The 15008-nt window shown below is 64.1% G+C and carries 14 protein-coding genes; 10 read left to right on the forward strand and 4 right to left on the reverse strand.

Going from position 1 to position 15008, the window contains the following annotated elements; genetic code table 11:
• Positions 1-57: 57 nt before the first annotated feature.
• Positions 58-1359, forward strand: coding sequence for an MFS transporter (locus tag B0G74_RS39180; RefSeq protein WP_132382365.1), 1302 nt, complete (start codon positions 58-60; stop codon positions 1357-1359).
• A 45-nt stretch (positions 1360-1404) separates the two neighbouring features.
• Here B0G74_RS39180 and B0G74_RS39185 read toward each other — a convergent pair whose 3' ends face one another.
• Positions 1405-2229, reverse strand: a complete 825-nt coding sequence (locus tag B0G74_RS39185) for an IclR family transcriptional regulator (RefSeq protein WP_132382367.1) — start codon at positions 2227-2229, stop codon at positions 1405-1407.
• 205 nt (positions 2230-2434) lie between these two features.
• On the opposite strand from B0G74_RS39185, the gene B0G74_RS39190 reads away from it, so the two are divergent.
• The 7 genes from B0G74_RS39190 to denD all read left to right on the forward strand — a co-directional run bounded on the left by B0G74_RS39190 (position 2435) and on the right by denD (position 9343).
• Positions 2435-3139: a FadR/GntR family transcriptional regulator gene (locus B0G74_RS39190; RefSeq protein WP_132382369.1), complete on the forward strand. Its 705-nt coding sequence runs from the start codon at positions 2435-2437 to the stop codon at positions 3137-3139.
• Positions 3140-3206: 67 nt separating this feature from the next.
• Positions 3207-4097, forward strand: a complete 891-nt coding sequence (ltnD, locus tag B0G74_RS39195; RefSeq protein ID WP_132382371.1) for an L-threonate dehydrogenase — start codon at positions 3207-3209, stop codon at positions 4095-4097.
• Between the two features lie 13 nt (positions 4098-4110).
• Positions 4111-5421: a 3-oxo-tetronate kinase gene (otnK, locus tag B0G74_RS39200; protein ID WP_132382373.1), complete on the forward strand. Its 1311-nt coding sequence runs from the start codon at positions 4111-4113 to the stop codon at positions 5419-5421.
• The gene (locus tag B0G74_RS39205) at positions 5418-6080 is read left to right on the forward strand and encodes an aldolase (protein ID WP_132382375.1); all 663 of its coding nucleotides are present in this window, start codon (positions 5418-5420) and stop codon (positions 6078-6080) included. Before otnK ends, B0G74_RS39205 begins: the two co-directional genes overlap by 4 nt.
• Before the next feature lie 70 nt (positions 6081-6150).
• Positions 6151-7488 (forward strand): MFS transporter, encoded by a 1338-nt coding sequence (locus tag B0G74_RS39210; protein WP_165924022.1) that lies wholly within the window; start codon positions 6151-6153, stop codon positions 7486-7488.
• Positions 7489-7556: 68 nt separating this feature from the next.
• Positions 7557-8345: a 2-oxo-tetronate isomerase gene (otnI, locus tag B0G74_RS39215; RefSeq protein ID WP_132382379.1), complete on the forward strand. Its 789-nt coding sequence runs from the start codon at positions 7557-7559 to the stop codon at positions 8343-8345.
• 17 nt (positions 8346-8362) lie between these two features.
• The gene (denD, locus tag B0G74_RS39220) at positions 8363-9343 is read left to right on the forward strand and encodes a D-erythronate dehydrogenase (protein ID WP_132382381.1); all 981 of its coding nucleotides are present in this window, start codon (positions 8363-8365) and stop codon (positions 9341-9343) included.
• Between the two features lie 251 nt (positions 9344-9594).
• On the opposite strand, the gene B0G74_RS47595 is transcribed toward denD, so the two are convergent.
• On the reverse strand, positions 9595-9720 hold the full coding sequence (locus tag B0G74_RS47595; protein WP_279388644.1) for a hypothetical protein: 126 nt from the start codon (positions 9718-9720) through the stop codon (positions 9595-9597).
• A 3-nt stretch (positions 9721-9723) separates the two neighbouring features.
• Between B0G74_RS47595 and pcaF the strand changes: the two genes are divergently transcribed.
• Together pcaF and B0G74_RS39230 are read left to right on the forward strand one after the other, a co-directional pair.
• A complete protein-coding gene (gene pcaF, locus B0G74_RS39225) occupies positions 9724-10926 on the forward strand; it encodes a 3-oxoadipyl-CoA thiolase (RefSeq protein ID WP_132382383.1) in 1203 nt (400 codons plus the stop codon).
• 501 nt (positions 10927-11427) lie between these two features.
• On the forward strand, positions 11428-12000 hold the full coding sequence (locus B0G74_RS39230) for a hypothetical protein (RefSeq protein WP_132382385.1): 573 nt from the start codon (positions 11428-11430) through the stop codon (positions 11998-12000).
• A 91-nt stretch (positions 12001-12091) separates the two neighbouring features.
• On the opposite strand, the gene B0G74_RS39235 is transcribed toward B0G74_RS39230, so the two are convergent.
• Both B0G74_RS39235 and B0G74_RS39240 read right to left on the reverse strand, forming a co-directional pair.
• A complete protein-coding gene (locus B0G74_RS39235; RefSeq protein WP_132382387.1) occupies positions 12092-12472 on the reverse strand; it encodes a DUF2917 domain-containing protein in 381 nt (126 codons plus the stop codon).
• Positions 12473-12884: 412 nt separating this feature from the next.
• On the reverse strand, positions 12885-14873 hold the full coding sequence (locus tag B0G74_RS39240; protein WP_132382389.1) for a sigma-54-dependent Fis family transcriptional regulator: 1989 nt from the start codon (positions 14871-14873) through the stop codon (positions 12885-12887).
• Positions 14874-15008: the final 135 nt, after the last annotated feature.

Consider the following 15008-nt stretch of genomic DNA (forward strand, 5'->3'; position numbering starts at 1 on the left):
GCGGCGAGCCGCGCCTGAATCGAGTCCCACAACCATAACGACGAGGAAGACCACGCGATGAGTACCACGACCAATGCGAGCCACGCCGTTCAGGCGAGCCGGCCCGCCAGCCGCGGCGCGATCGCCGCCGCGGTGATCGGCAACTGGCTCGAGTTCTTCGACTTCACCGTGTACGGGTTTTTTGCCGTGATCATCGGCAAGCTGTATTTCCCGTCGGCGGATCCGACTACGTCGTTGCTGCTGTCGGTCGCGACCTTCGCGGCGGGCTTCATCACGCGGCCGCTCGGCAGCGTCATGCTCGGCGTGTACGCGGACCGCAAGGGCCGCAAAGCCGCGCTCAATCTGACCATCATGCTGATGGCGGTGAGCACCGGCCTGATCGCGATCGCGCCGACCTATGCGCAGATCGGTCTCGCCGCGCCTTTGCTCATCGTGCTGGCGCGTCTCGTGCAAGGCTTCTCGCAAGGCGGCGAGTTCGGCGCGGCCACGTCCACGCTGCTCGAACAGGGCGGCGGCACGCGGCGCGGCTTTCGCGCGAGCTGGCAACTCGCCACGCAAGGCGGCGCCGCGCTGATGGGCTCGGGCATCGCGGCGGCATTGTCCGGCGCGTTGCCGAAAGAGTCGCTGGAAAGCTGGGGTTGGCGCATTCCGTTCCTGCTCGGCGTGCTGATCGCGCCGGTCGGCATGTACCTGCGCCGCCGCTTGGCCGACGACGCCGCCAGCGCGCACAGCCACGCCATCGAACGCGGCGTGCTGCATGAACTCTTCACTAGCCATTTGCGTCCGCTCATCCTGATCACGCTGACGGTGATGGGCGGCACGGTCTCGACCTACATCCTGACCTTCTACATGCCGACCTACGCGATCCACACGCTCGGCCTGCCGATGTCGCTGTCGATGCTGGTGGGCGTCGCCTCGGGCTTCGTGATGCTGATCACGTGTCCGCTCTTCGGCATGCTGTCGGATCGCATTGGCAGCCGTAAGCGGCCGATCCTGTTCGGGCGCGGCGTGCTGGTGTTGCTGCTGTTTCCGGCTTTCATGCTGATCAACCGCTTTCCGCAGTTGCCCGTCATCATGTCGCTGACCGCGCTGATGCTGCTGTTCTACTCGATGGGCTCGGCGTCGGAATTCGCCTTGATGTGCGAGTCGTTTCCGCGGCGCGTGCGCGCCACCGGCATTTCGATCGCGTATGCGTTGAGCGTGTGCGTGTTCGGCGGGACCGCGCAGCTCGTCGCGACGTGGCTGATCAAGCTGACCGGCAGCAAGCTCGCGCCGGCCGGTTATGTGGCGGCGTGTGTCGTGGTGTCGTTGATCGCGGTCTCGATGCTGAAGGAAACGGCGGACCAGCCGATCGATTGATTGCTCGAACAGGGCGCCGTCATGACGCGGCGCCCGCCAACGGAATTACCCGCGTCGTGCCACCATCTCCGAGACGGTTTGCGCGGCGTGCTGCAACGGCTCCAGAAACGCCTTCACCATCTGCTTGGCCGAATTGCGCTGCGCATTGCCGCTGATATTCATCGCGGCGATCACGCGTCCCTGGCGATTGCGGATCGGCGCGGACAGCGAAATCAGCCCGCCTTCCAGTTCCTGATCGACGATCGCCCAGCCCTGGCGGCGCACCTGCGCGATCAGCTTCTTCAACTCTTCCTTGTCGGTGACCGTGCGCGGCGTGTGCGCGTAGAGCGGCGCCGAATTCAGGGTCGTCTCGAGCGTTTCCTCGTCGAGCGCGGCGAGTAGCACGCGGCCCATCGACGTGCAATAGGCCGGCAGCCGGCTGCCGATCGACAGGTTGATCGTCATGATCTTGTGAGTCGGCACGCGCAGCACGTAGACGATCTCGGTGCGGTCGAGCACGGCCGCCGAGCAGCTCTCGTGGACCTGCGCCGACAGTTGTTCCATCACCGGCTCGGCGAGGTTCCAGAACGGCATGGAGGTCAGATACGCGAAGCCGAGGTCGAGAATCTTCGGCGTGAGGCGGAACAGGCGCCCTTCGGCCTCCACATAGCCGAGCGTTTGCAGGGTCAGCAAAATGCGGCGTGCGCCGGCGCGTGTGAGGCCGGTGGCGGCGGCGACGTCTGTGAGCGTCTGTTCGGGGCGCGTGGCGTCGAACGCGCGGATCACCGCGAGGCCGCGCGCGAACGACTGCACATATGAGTCGCCCGGTTTGTCCGGGGCCGGTTCGGCGCTGACGGGAACGGCGGAAGACGGCGGCAGGGCTTTGCTCATGGGCCTTGAAGGATGCATTCGAGGAAGGGCGGACCCGCGCCACGCTTGAATCCCCCGCGCGGCGCGCTAAAGGCGTGACGATAGCTTAAGCCTTCTGTTTCGCCAACTTTGCCGCCCGATGCACAAAAATCCCAGGGTTTGCATGGATGCAACCGGCATCTAAAATTTGTATGATGACCCGATAACATGATCAATCGAGGCATTGATGTTCGACAAGATTCCTGCGAGAGCGTTGAGCGACACCGTCGCGCAGCAGCTTCTCAAGCAGATCGACAAAGGCACCTTCGAGCGCGGCGGCAAGCTGCCGACCGAGGCCGTGCTCGCCCAGCAGTTCGGGGTGAGCCGCACGGTGATCCGCGAGGCGATCTCGCGGCTGAAGAACGAAGGCGTGGTCGAGCCGCGCCAGGGCAGCGGCGTGTTCGTCGCCGCGCACGGCACGGTCCGGCCGCTGCGGATCGACTACGCGGAAGCGGTCGAACCCGGCTCGGTGGTGCAGATTCTCGCGTTGCGGCGCGCGATCGAAGCGGAAGTCGCGTCGGAAGCCGCCATGCGCCGCAGCGACGCCGACATGATGTCGATCGACGCGGCGCTCGCGAAGATCGACGCGGCGGTGGCCGAAGGCGAGGACGGCGTGGCTGAAGACGTCGCGTTTCATCGCGCGATCGCGGCGGCCACCGGCAATCCGTATTTCCTCAAAACCCTCACCTTCCTGAATCAGTACCTCGAAGCCGGCACGGTCGTCACGCGCCGCAACGAGGCGCTGCGCGAGGACTTTTCGCGTCAGGTGCGCGAAGAGCATGCGGCGATCGCTGCCGCGATTCGCGCAGGCGATCCGATGGCGGCGCGCAATGCGGCGCGAACTCATATGTACAACGCGGCACGGCGTCTCGCGGAAGCGGGGATTTGCTGAGCTTCACGGCTGAGCTTGAACGCCCAGCTTCAGGCGCGAGCGCCCAACGAATTCATAGAGGTCAAGCATGTCCAGAAATGTCGGTGTCATCGGTCTTGGTGCAATGGGCCTGGGTGTCGCGCGCTCGCTGCTGCGCGCGGGTCTGCGGGTCCATGCGTGCGATCTGCGGAGCGAGATCCTGAATGCGTTCGTCGCGGAAGGCGGCGTGGGTTGTGCGACGCCCGCCGAACTCGGCGCGCAGTGCGAGGTGGTCGTCACGCTGGTGGTTAATGCCGCGCAAACGGAGGCCGTGCTGTTCGGCGAGCAGGGCGCGGTCGCAGCGATGAAAAAGGGCGGCGTGGTGATCGCCAGCGCGACCGTGGCGCCGGACTTCGCGATCGAACTCGGCAAGCGGATCGAGGCGGCCGGTTTGCAGATGCTCGACGCGCCGGTCTCGGGCGGCGCGGCGCGCGCGGCCTCCGGCGAGATGACCATGATGACGTCCGGTCCTGCTGCGGCCTATGCCGCGTGCGAGGACGTGCTGGCCGCGATGGCCGGCAAGGTGTACCGCCTCGGCTCCGAGCACGGTGCCGGGTCGAAGGTGAAGATCATCAATCAGTTGCTGGCCGGCGTGCATATCGCGGTGGCCGCCGAGGCGATGGCGCTCGGCTTGCGCGAAGGCGTCGATCCGGATGCGTTGTACGAGGTCATCACGCACAGCGCGGGCAATTCGTGGATGTTCGAGAATCGTGTGCCGCACATTCTGAACGGCGACTACACGCCGCTGTCGGCCGTCGATATTTTCGTCAAGGATCTCGGCCTCGTGCTCGATACCGCGCGTCGCTCCAAATTCCCGCTGCCGTTGTCGGCGGCGGCGCATCAGATGTTCATGATGGCGTCCACGGCCGGTCACGGTGGTGAAGACGATTCCGCGGTGATCAAGATTTTCCCCGGCATCGACGTGCCGGCGGCGAAGTAAGCAGGAGACCGTCATGACGGCAAACACGAAACGCGCGCTACTCGGCTGCATCGCCGACGACTTCACTGGCGCCACCGATCTCGCCAACATGCTGGTGCGCGGCGGCATGCGCACCGTGCAAAACATCGGCGTGCCCGCATCGAGCGAAACGCTCGAAGCCGACGCACTGGTGGTCGCGCTGAAATCGCGCACCATTCCCGCCGCCGATGCGGTCGCGCAATCGCTCGCCGCGCTCGACTGGCTGCGTGCGCAAGGCTGCCGGCAGTTCTTCTTCAAATACTGCTCGACATTCGATTCGACCGACGCGGGCAACATCGGCCCGGTCACGGATGCGCTGCTCGACGCGTTATCCGCGAACGGCAACGTCAATGCGTTCACGATCGCCTGTCCGGCATTTCCCGAGAACGGCCGCACGATCTTTCGCGGCCATCTGTTTGTCGGCGATACGTTGCTCAACGCGTCGGGCATGGAAAACCATCCGCTCACACCGATGCGCGATGCCAACCTCGTGAGCGTGCTGCAACGGCAGACCCGATCGAAAGTCGGTCTCGTGCGTTATGACGCTGTAGCGCGAGGCGTGTCGGCCGTGCGCGAATCGTTCGATACGTTGCGCGATGAAGGCGTGCGCATGGCGATTGCCGACGCGGTGTCCGATGCCGACCTCTACGTACTCGGCGAAGCTTGCGCCGACCTCACGCTGATTACCGGAGGTTCCGGCGTCGCGTTGGGTTTGCCGGCCAACTTTCGCCGCGCGGGTTTGCTCGAAGAACAGGGCGACGCCGCGCAGTTGCCGCCGGTGGACGGACTGCCGGCGGTGCTGGCCGGTAGCGCATCGAAAGCGACCAACGCCCAGGTCGCGGAGTGGCGCGCCACACGGCCTGCATTTCGCATCGATCCGCTCGCCGCGGCGCGTGGTGAGAACGTCGTCGAACAGGCACTGGCTTTTGCGCAGCCGTACCTCGACAAAGCCGAGCCCATGCTGATCTATGCCACTGCCACGCCCGACGAAGTCAAGGCGGTGCAACGCGAACTCGGTGTGAATGAGGCAGGACATCTGGTCGAATCCACGTTGGCTGCGATTGCTCGCGGTCTGCGCGAGCGCGGCGTGCGCAAGTTCGTGGTAGCGGGCGGCGAGACCTCGGGCGCCGTCGTGCAGGCGCTCGACGTGCACACGCTGCGGATCGGCGCGCAGATCGATCCCGGCGTGCCCGCCACCGCCACGACCGGCGCCGAGCCGCTCGCGCTCGCCCTGAAATCCGGCAACTTCGGCACGACCGACTTCTTCGAAAAAGCGCTGCGTCATCTGAGCGGAGCCGCGCAATGACCGGCACGCCCGCACTCCATACGACTGACGAAGCGCGCGTTCGCGAAGAAATCTGCGTGACCGGCGCGAGTCTTTATCAACGCGGCTACACGGTGGGCACCGCCGGCAACATCAGCACGCGGCTCGACGACGGCTGGCTGATCACGCCGACCGATGCCTGTCTCGGCCGGCTCGATCCCGCCGATATCGCCAAGGTCGATCTCGACGGCAAGGCGGTGTCTGGCGGCCGGCCGTCGAAAACGCTGGCGCTGCATCGCGGCATCTATGCGCGCAACGGCGAGGCACGCGGAATCGTCCACACCCATTCGACGCATCTGGTCGCGCTGACGCTCGCGGGCGTCTGGCGCGAGACAGACGTGCTGCCGCCTATCACGCCGTACTACGTGATGAAAGTGGGCCACGTCCCCCTGATTCGCTACAAGCGGCCCGGCGATCCGCAGGTCGCGGAACAGATCGCCGCGCTCGCCGACAGCGTTCGCGCCGTGCTGCTCGAACGTCTCGGTCCGGTGGTGTGGGAGCGGTCAGTGGCGCAAGCCGCGTATGCGCTCGAAGAACTCGAAGAGACCGCGCGTTTATGGTTGATGACGACCCCGCGGCCCGCACCGCTCGACGAAGCCGCACTCGAAGAACTGCGCACCGTGTTCGGCGCGCGCTGGTAGGGAAACCGACATAACAAAGCCCGGCTGCGCTCGTTGCGCCGCATCGGGCCATTCATCAAGGAGACAATGCATGAGTTCGTATCAGGCCACACCCAGCCAACCGATTGCAGCCGACGCCGCCGGACAACCCGGCGCCGCCGAAGTCGAGCGCACGTATAAGAAAGTGTTCTGGCGCATCGTGCCGTTTCTGATGCTGTGCTATGTGGTCGCCTATCTGGACCGCGTGAATGTCGGTTTCGCGAAACTGCAGATGTCGCAGGACCTGGCGTTCAGCGAAACGGTGTTCGGCCTCGGTGCCGGTGTGTTCTTCATCGGCTATTTCCTGTTCGAGTTGCCGAGCAACATTCTGATGCACAAGCTCGGCGCGCGGATCTGGATCGCACGGATCATGATCACGTGGGGCTTGCTCTCGGCAGTGTTCGTGTTCGTGAAGACGCCGATGCAGTTCTACATCTTGCGCTTCTTTCTTGGCCTCGCCGAAGCCGGGTTCTATCCCGGCGTGATCCTGTACCTGACCTACTGGTTCCCGTCGCATCGGCGCGCGAAGATCATCGCGGTGTTCATGTCGGCGATTCCGGTGTCGGGCATCTTCGGCAATCCGCTGTCCGGCTGGATCATGCAGACGTTCCACAACAGCTCGGGTTTCGCGGGCTGGCAATGGATGTTCCTGATCGAAGCGATCCCCGCCATCGTGATCGGCATCGCTACGATCCTGTATCTCGACAACGGCATCTCCGCCGCGAAGTGGCTGAGCGAACGCGAAAAGCGCCTGCTCACCGATGAAATCGCCGCCGCGCAGCCGAAGGAGCAAACCCAGAAGCATTCGCTCGGCGCGGTGTTCCGCGATCCGCGCACGTGGTGGATGTCGCTGATCTATTTCGCGTTCGTCACCGGGCAATACGGCCTGACGTTCTGGATGCCGACGCTCGTCAAATCGACGGGTGTGACGGGCGCGTTCAATATCGGCCTGCTGAGCGCGATTCCGTTTCTGTGCGCGATCGTCGTGATGAATCTGATGGGGCACAGCGCCGACAAGCGCCGTGAGCGCCGCTGGCATCTGATCGTGCCGGCGTTGTTCGGCGCGGTCGGCTTCACGGTGGCGGCGTCGTTTGCGGATAACACGGTGGTGTCGATCGCGTTTCTCTCGCTCGCCGCCGCCGGCGTGCTGACCTGCGCGCCGCTCTTCTGGTCGCTGCCCACCGCGTTCATGTCGGGCGCGACCGCCGCGGCCGGCATCGCGATCATCAATTCGATCGGCAATCTCGCGGGTTTCGCGAGCCCGTACATGATCGGCTATCTGAAGGACCTCACGCATAGCACGCAGACCGGTATGTACGTGCTGGCCGGCATGCTGGTGATCGGCGCGATCGCCACGTGGCTCACGCCGGCCAAACTGGTCAACCGATAAATCGACTTTACGCGCGGCATGGGTCGCTGCCGCGCGCCGCATCAAACCGTTTTCAAGGAGTCGCCGCCATGCCTCGCTTCGCCGCCAACCTCTCGATGATGTACAACGAGCACGCTTTCCTCGACCGTTTCGCCGCCGCGGCGCAAGACGGTTTCGAAGCGGTCGAGTTTCTGTTCCCCTACGATTTCCGCGCCGACGAGATCAAGGCGCGCCTGGACGCGAGCGGTCTCACACAAGCACTCTTTAATGCGCCGCCCGGCGACTGGGCCGGTGGCGAGCGCGGCATTGCCTCGCTGCCGGGCCGCGAAGACGAATTCCGGCGCGGCGTCCAGACCGCGCTCGACTACGCGCGCGTGATCGGCAATCGCAAGCTGCATGTGATGGCTGGCCTGATTGGCGCGGATCAGCCGCGCGCGAAACATCGCGAGGTGTATCTGAGCAATCTCGCGTATGCCGCCAAGGCCGCGCAAGCCGAAGGCATCACGGTCGTGATCGAGCCGATCAATACGCGCGACATGCCAGGCTTCTTTCTGACCCGTCAGGACGAGGCGCAAGCGATCTGCGCGGAAGTCGGCGCGCCGAATCTGAAAGTGCAGTTCGACTGCTACCACTGCCAGATCGTCGAAGGCGATCTCGCAGTGAAACTCAAACGCGATATGGCCGGCATCGGCCACATTCAGATCGCGGGTGTGCCTGAACGGCATGAACCCGATACGGGCGAGCTGAACTACCCGTATCTGCTCGAGCTGATCGACTCGCTCGGCTACGACGGCTACATCGGCTGCGAATACCGGCCGCGCGCGGGTACTTCGGCCGGCCTCGGCTGGTTCAAACCGTATCTGAACGCGACCCGCTAACAAGGACGAAACTCATCATGAAAGTACTGATTACCGGCGGCGTGGGTTTTCTCGGCCAGCGTCTCGCGCGTGAACTGCTCGCGCGCGGCTCCCTGAAGGACACGCAAGGTACGCCGCAAGCGATCACCGAACTGGTGTTGCTCGACGTGGTGCAAGCCAACGATTTCGGCGACAGCCGCGTACGCACGGAAGTGGGCGACATCGCCGAGCGCAGCGTGATCGAGCGCGTGATCGACGACAGGACTTCGGCGATCTTCCATCTGGCCGCGATCGTGAGCGGCCAGGCCGAAGCGGATTTCGATCTCGGCATGCGTATCAATCTGGATGCGTCGCGGCTGCTGCTGGAAACCTGCCGGCAGCGTGGCCACCGGCCGCGCGTACTCTTCACGAGTTCCGTGGCGGTCTATGGCGGCGAGCTGCCCGCGGTCGTGCAGAACGATACCGCGTTGAATCCGCAGTCCTCGTATGGCGCGCAGAAGGCGATCGCCGAGTTGCTGCTGAACGATTACGCACGGCGCGGTTTCGTCGACGGCCGCGTGTTGCGCCTGCCCACCATCAGCGTGCGGCCGGGCAAGCCGAATGCGGCGGCGTCGTCGTTCGCGAGCGGCATCATTCGCGAGCCGTTGAACGGCGAACCGGCGGTGTGCCCGGTCGCGGGCTCGACGCGGCTGTGGCTGCTGTCGCCGCGCAAGGCGATCGAGAGTCTGATCGCCGGACTCGAACTCGATTCCGCCGCGCTCGGTAACCAGCGTGTGCTGAACTTGCCGGGTATTTCGGTAAGCGTCGACGAAATGGTCGCCGCGCTGCGCGAGGTGGCGGGCGACGCGGTTGCCGGGCGGATCGTGTGGGAACCGGATGCGCGCGTCGAAAAGATCGTGGGTAGCTGGCCGGGACGGTGGGATACGTCGCGCGCCGAAGGGCTGGGGTTGAGCGGCGAGCGCAATTTTGCCGACGTGATCCGCAGCTATATCGAGGACGAGCACATCCAGCTCCGCTAGAAACACCCCCACGCAGTCTCCAGCCCCGTGCCGGCGCCTTGAAAACAGGGCAGCGGGCACGGGCGCGTCATTCGTCTGATCCTTGGCAAGAACGGCCGCGGCCTGCACGTATTCCCTGGTGCGGGCCTGGCCGCGCTTGACATGGTTTCGGCCACACGCCTATTATCGTGTCTAGTTGTTCGATATATGACCGTATGTTCGTATCAAGAACAAATTGCGGAATTCTCGAGCCCATCGTTCATCGTCCTGCGCTAAGCTGAATCGATGCGACGGCTGCCTTGCAGCCGCTTCCCGTCGCGCTTGCCGGTGCGTCCGGTGCGCGCCACGCCGGCAATCCGGCCGCGGCGCAGCGCATGCAGCACATCAACTGGAGACATCACATGACCGAAGCATTCCTGTGCGACGCGATTCGCACCCCCATCGGCCGCTATGCGGGTTCGCTGTCGTCGGTGCGCGCCGACGATCTGGGCGCCGTGCCGCTCAAGGCGCTGATGGAGCGCAACAAGGACGTCGACTGGAACGCAATCGACGACGTGATCTACGGCTGCGCGAATCAGGCCGGCGAGGACAACCGCAATGTCGCGCGCATGTCGCTGTTGCTGGCCGGTTTGCCGCAAGGCGTGCCGGGCTCGACGGTGAACCGCCTGTGCGGTTCGGGCATGGACGCGGTCGGCATTGCGGCGCGCGCCATCAAATCGGGCGAGGCCGCATTGATGGTGGCCGGCGGCGTGGAAAGCATGAGCCGCGCGCCGTTCGTGATGGGCAAGGCGCCCACCGCGTTTTCGCGTCAGGCGGACATCTACGACACGACCATCGGCTGGCGTTTCGTGAACCCGCTGATGAAGAAAATGTACGGCGTCGATTCGATGCCGGAAACGGGCGAGAACGTTGCGACCGACTACAACATCAGCCGCGCCGATCAGGACGCTTTTGCCGTGCGCAGCCAGCTGAAAGCGGCGCGCGCGCAACGCGACGGCACGCTCGCACAGGAAATCGTCGGCGTGACGATCGCGCAGAAGAAGGGCGATCCGATCACGGTGCTGCAAGACGAGCATCCGCGTGAGACCAGCCTCGAAACGCTCGCCAAGCTCAAGGGCGTGGTGCGTCCGGACGGCACCGTTACGGCAGGCAACGCGTCGGGCGTGAACGACGGCGCGGCGGCACTGTTGCTCGCGAATGAAGAAACGGCGAAGCGCTTCGGTCTCACGCCGCGCGCCCGCGTGCTGGGTATCGCCACCGCCGGCGTCGCGCCGCGCGTGATGGGCATCGGCCCGGCGCCCGCCACGCAAAAACTGCTGGCCCGTCTGAACATGACCATCGATCAATTCGACGTGATCGAACTGAACGAAGCGTTCGCGTCGCAAGGTCTCGCGGTGCTGCGCGCACTCGGCGTGGCCGACGACGACGCCCGCGTCAATCCGAACGGCGGCGCGATCGCGCTGGGCCACCCGCTCGGCATGAGCGGCGCGCGTCTGGTGACCACCGCGATGTATCAACTGCATCGCACGCAAGGCCGGTTTGCGCTGTGCACGATGTGTATCGGCGTCGGCCAGGGCATTGCGATCGCGATCGAGCGGGTGTGATGGTTTAGCGGCTTGGTCCGCGCTACGGTTGAAGCTGGATGAACAGAAACAGCCTCGTCGCTCATGCGACGAGGCTGTTTCTTTTTGTGCGGCGAGCATATCGAATGCGTGTCTAATTCGGTCTAAAGACGCTTTTGATTACAACGGAATACCGGAAAACATCGACTGCCGATTCGGCCGCCACACAGTATGCATTTAATGCTGTCTGCATTTAAAACGCGCCGTTCATTCTGAATGGGCGTGAGAATATCCTTGCTTGTCCGGCTGACAGGATGCCGCTGTGACGCCATGCCGCGGCGCTTTAATGGCCGCGCGCATTCATTTGAAAATCACAATTCAATCAATTGCGGGTTGTTGTCAGGCATGTAAAATCGTTTGCGTCGTACCTTTTGAAAACTACCATCCTGAAGATGCACAGGCACTCATGGCGTTAAGAGTCCGCATTCCGCGGTTTCAGCTCGCCGTTACGCTGGATCGAACAAACTCTCAAGGAGCATGCAAATGAAGGCAGCGACGATTGGAGCAGCGTTGATGGTCGCGGCGTCTGCCGCAGCCCAGCCGGCATGGGCGCAAGATGCCATGGCCAGTGCCGCGCAAGGCATCGTCGGCGCGGTGGAGCCGGTGCATATGAAGGCGCAGATCGTCGGTATCGATCCGGGCACCCGCACGCTCACGCTCAAGGGGCAGGGCGGCAACGTGGTGGTCGTGCTCGTGGGCCAGCAGGTGGAGGGATTCGACAAGCTGACGGTGGGTGACCAGGTGGACGTGCTCTACAAGAATGCGCTCCTTGTGAAGGCCGAGAAGGTCACCGGCAAGGACAAGGGCATTCGCGCGCGTGTCGACACGCAGGTGTACGCCCCGGCCTCGGGCGGCTTCGAATCGGCGCGCCAGATCGAAGTGCTCGCCACCGTGCAGAAGATCGACCGCAAGAAGCGTCTGGTCACGCTGCGCGGCGCGTATCAGACGCAAACGCTCGAAGCCGGTCCCGACGTCGATCTGAAGGACGTCAAGGTCGGCGATACGATCCACGCGGTATTCGTGTCGGCGGCGGCCGTGCAGGTGACGCCGAAATAACGTCGGGCAATCGGCAGCCACAAAAACACCCCTTGTTTTAAGGGGTGTTTTGTTTTTTTGCCACGAACACAGCTCGCCTTCACGCGCGCGGCTAACGCGGCGCTGGCGGCCCCAGACTCAACCACGCGAGCCGTCCCAGCCAGCGTCTGAGCAGGCCGCCTCGCGCCGGCAGCGCGTAGCTCAACGACACGCGCGCGGCGCATTCGCCATCCGTACTGAGCCACACACGCTCGCCGCGTTGCAGCTGGAATGTGTGGCCCGGATCGAGCCAATGATCGTAAGGTGAACTGACGCGTGTGAGCCAGAGGCGCGCGCCTTGCACGGCGAGCGTGCCATCGGCTTCGACACGCCAGGTCAGCGTCGCGCCTGGCATGACTGAAAAATGCAGCACCAGCTTCGGCAGACGGTCGTCGTGCCGATACGCCACCAGACTCGATTCATCATCCATGCACTGCGGGCTTGCCTGATCCATCTCGTTCTCCGTCATCAAGCCGGCTGACGGAGGTGCCCACAAAACAAAAGGCCCCTTCCGTTACCGGCGGGGCCTTGGGGATATGTTACGCAGATTCAGACTGCTAACGCGCACGCACTCCCAATGGCCAGCCGATGATGGCTCGCTTCGGGTGTGTAATCGCATTTGCGATAGAGATGTGCGTCAACATGAGATCGAGTGTGCCGTTTTGCCACAGGTCTTGTCAATCAAAAAATCGCCATTCATTTGAACGGGTGTGCGAACCGCTCGGGATCCTTCGCAATGCGTAGTGCTTGCGTCGCCAGCCTATGAGGCGACATCCCATGCCTGCGTTCGTGGTGGGTTACGAGATCACGTAGTGAAGACGTCGACCACGCGTCGACGCTTACGGATCACGCTGACAGCCGGCGCTTCAGCGTCGATGCGGCGCGACGATACCCAGCGACGCAATGCGTCGATACAAGGTGGCGCGCGACATGCCGAGCGCTTGCGCCGCCGCGTTCGGCCGCCATTGATGGCGTGTGAGCGCATCGATAATGCGTGCGCGCTCTTCACGCGGGTCCTGCCGCGCGTCCCGTTGCCGGCCGTCATGTGGGTCAATCCGCAATAGCGCCGGTTTGTGCGCGGCTTCAGGCGCGAGCAACGCCGCTATATCCGGCGCGACATGGCGCAATTCCACCCGTGCGCCGTCACAGATCGCGCACGCGTAGCGCAGCACATTGCGCAACTGGCGAATGTTGCCCGGCCATGCGAACCCCGCCAGGCGCTCGGCAAGGTGTGGGTCGAGCGTGAGCACGTGGCCGGCCATTTGGGCTTCTTCGTCGAAGACCGCGTCGATCACGTCGCGGATATCCGCGCGCTCGCGCAGCGGCGGCATCGGTAAAGACGCGCCGCTCAACCGGTAATAGAGGTCTTCGCGGAACGTGCCGGCCGCGACCATCTGCGCGAGATCGCGGTGCGTGGCGCAAATCACGTCGATATCCACGCGCACGGGCGCATCGCCGCCGAGCGGCGTCACTTCGCCTTCGGCCAGCACGCGCAGCAGCCGCGTTTGCAGATCGAGCGGCATGTCGCCGATTTCATCGAGAAACAGCGTACCTGTATGCGCCTGTGCAATCTTGCCGCGTGCGCCGCGGCTGCGTGCGCCGGTGAAGGCGCCGGGCGCATAGCCGAACAATTCGCTTTCGATCAGCGATTCCGGAATCGCGCCGCAATTCACTGCGATAAACGGCCTCGCGCGCCGTGCGCCCGAATCATGCACCGCGCGCGCGAACACTTCCTTGCCGACGCCGGTCTCGCCGAGAATCAGAATTGGCAGACGTTTGCCCATCACGCGCAAAGCAACGGCCGCGTTATGCGCGATCTGCGGATCCGCGCTGTGTAGAAAACGTCCGAGCGCACCGAGTTGCAGATCGTTTTGCGACGCGGTTTGCGCCGATCTTGCGGCGCCATCGTGCATCGTGGACGCCGAGCGCGACATACGTCTGAGCGGCGCGCGAATACGCGCATACAACGTCGTCCCGGTCGCGCGCAGGCGCAAGCCGACAATCGCATCCGTGCGCGCGACGTCGTGCAGGTGCGAGCCCGACGTGTCGAATACGTCGTCGATGTGACGCGGGCCGTTCAGCGCCGGAATGCACTCGCGCGCCTTGCGATTGGCGGCAACGAGATTGCCGCATTCGTCGAAGGCGATCAGTACTTCGGGCTGCGCCTCGACAAAGTTGCGGCTCGAATGGCCGAACAGAATCCAGTGCTGGGTCGTTTGATTGAGGAAGTAACCGTCTTCGATCAGGCCGGCGCTTTGCCGCACCAGTTGAAACACGAGCCGCTGACTGTCGCGGTTATCCGGCGACTGCACGGCGGAGGCATCGAGCACGCCGATCATCTCGCCGGTCGGCGCGAAGATCGGCGCCGCGCTGCAGGTGAGGGTCGTGAACGCCGCGCGGAAATGATCGGTCTTGTGCACGATGATCGGCGCGAGATCGGTCAGCACGTTCGCCACGCCGCACGTGCCTTCTTCGCGCTCGGACCAGCACGAACCGATATACAGGCCCGCATGCTTGAAATCGCTGCGGCGTTCGCGATCGATCCGGTAGTCGATGGTGACGCCGTGCGCGTCGGTGAGCATCACGCAATAGTCGGCGACGCGAATCATGTCGTGCAGACGTGTCAGGCATTGGCCCGATGCACGCAGAAAGGCTTCTTCCTTGCCTTGCACTTCGCGCAATTCCGCCGACGTCAGCACGCGCGGTCCGATCACGGCGCCCGGATCGAGCCGGTACTGTTCGAACGAACGCTGCCACGACGAGACGAGCCGTGGAGAATCGGCGGGCGCGGGCAGGCGCCCTTCAATGGCGCCACGCACGCGGTCGATGTGCTGGGTCTGCGAGACGTAAGGCATGGTCGGCTCCAGGCGAGCGACACACAGTGAGATCAGGGTGTTCTTGTATCACATCCCGCTTGATGAATCACATTGCAATGCAGCACGCGAGACGCGTGAGACGATTGTCTCAGTCTCAGGTGAGACGGTTGGCCT

Source organism: Paraburkholderia sp. BL9I2N2, from assembly GCF_004339745.1.
GTDB lineage: Bacteria > Pseudomonadota > Gammaproteobacteria > Burkholderiales > Burkholderiaceae > Paraburkholderia.

What these genes read in the sequence shown, in the direction of transcription:
- B0G74_RS39180 (WP_132382365.1), top strand. Translation starts at nt 58, where the DNA reads ATGAGTACCACGACCAATGCGAGCCACGCCGTTCAGGCGAGCCGGCCC.
- B0G74_RS39185 (WP_132382367.1), bottom strand. Translation starts at nt 2,229, where the DNA reads ATGAGCAAAGCCCTGCCGCCGTCTTCCGCCGTTCCCGTCAGCGCCGAA.
- B0G74_RS39210 (WP_165924022.1), top strand. Translation starts at nt 6,151, where the DNA reads ATGAGTTCGTATCAGGCCACACCCAGCCAACCGATTGCAGCCGACGCC.
- B0G74_RS39235 (WP_132382387.1), bottom strand. Translation starts at nt 12,472, where the DNA reads ATGGATCAGGCAAGCCCGCAGTGCATGGATGATGAATCGAGTCTGGTG.
- ltnD (WP_132382371.1), top strand. Translation starts at nt 3,207, where the DNA reads ATGTCCAGAAATGTCGGTGTCATCGGTCTTGGTGCAATGGGCCTGGGT.
- denD (WP_132382381.1), top strand. Translation starts at nt 8,363, where the DNA reads ATGAAAGTACTGATTACCGGCGGCGTGGGTTTTCTCGGCCAGCGTCTC.
- B0G74_RS39190 (WP_132382369.1), top strand. Translation starts at nt 2,435, where the DNA reads ATGTTCGACAAGATTCCTGCGAGAGCGTTGAGCGACACCGTCGCGCAG.
- B0G74_RS39205 (WP_132382375.1), top strand. Translation starts at nt 5,418, where the DNA reads ATGACCGGCACGCCCGCACTCCATACGACTGACGAAGCGCGCGTTCGC.
- B0G74_RS47595 (WP_279388644.1), bottom strand. Translation starts at nt 9,720, where the DNA reads ATGTCTCCAGTTGATGTGCTGCATGCGCTGCGCCGCGGCCGGATTGCC.
- otnK (WP_132382373.1), top strand. Translation starts at nt 4,111, where the DNA reads ATGACGGCAAACACGAAACGCGCGCTACTCGGCTGCATCGCCGACGAC.
- B0G74_RS39230 (WP_132382385.1), top strand. Translation starts at nt 11,428, where the DNA reads ATGAAGGCAGCGACGATTGGAGCAGCGTTGATGGTCGCGGCGTCTGCC.
- otnI (WP_132382379.1), top strand. Translation starts at nt 7,557, where the DNA reads ATGCCTCGCTTCGCCGCCAACCTCTCGATGATGTACAACGAGCACGCT.
- B0G74_RS39240 (WP_132382389.1), bottom strand. Translation starts at nt 14,873, where the DNA reads ATGCCTTACGTCTCGCAGACCCAGCACATCGACCGCGTGCGTGGCGCC.
- pcaF (WP_132382383.1), top strand. Translation starts at nt 9,724, where the DNA reads ATGACCGAAGCATTCCTGTGCGACGCGATTCGCACCCCCATCGGCCGC.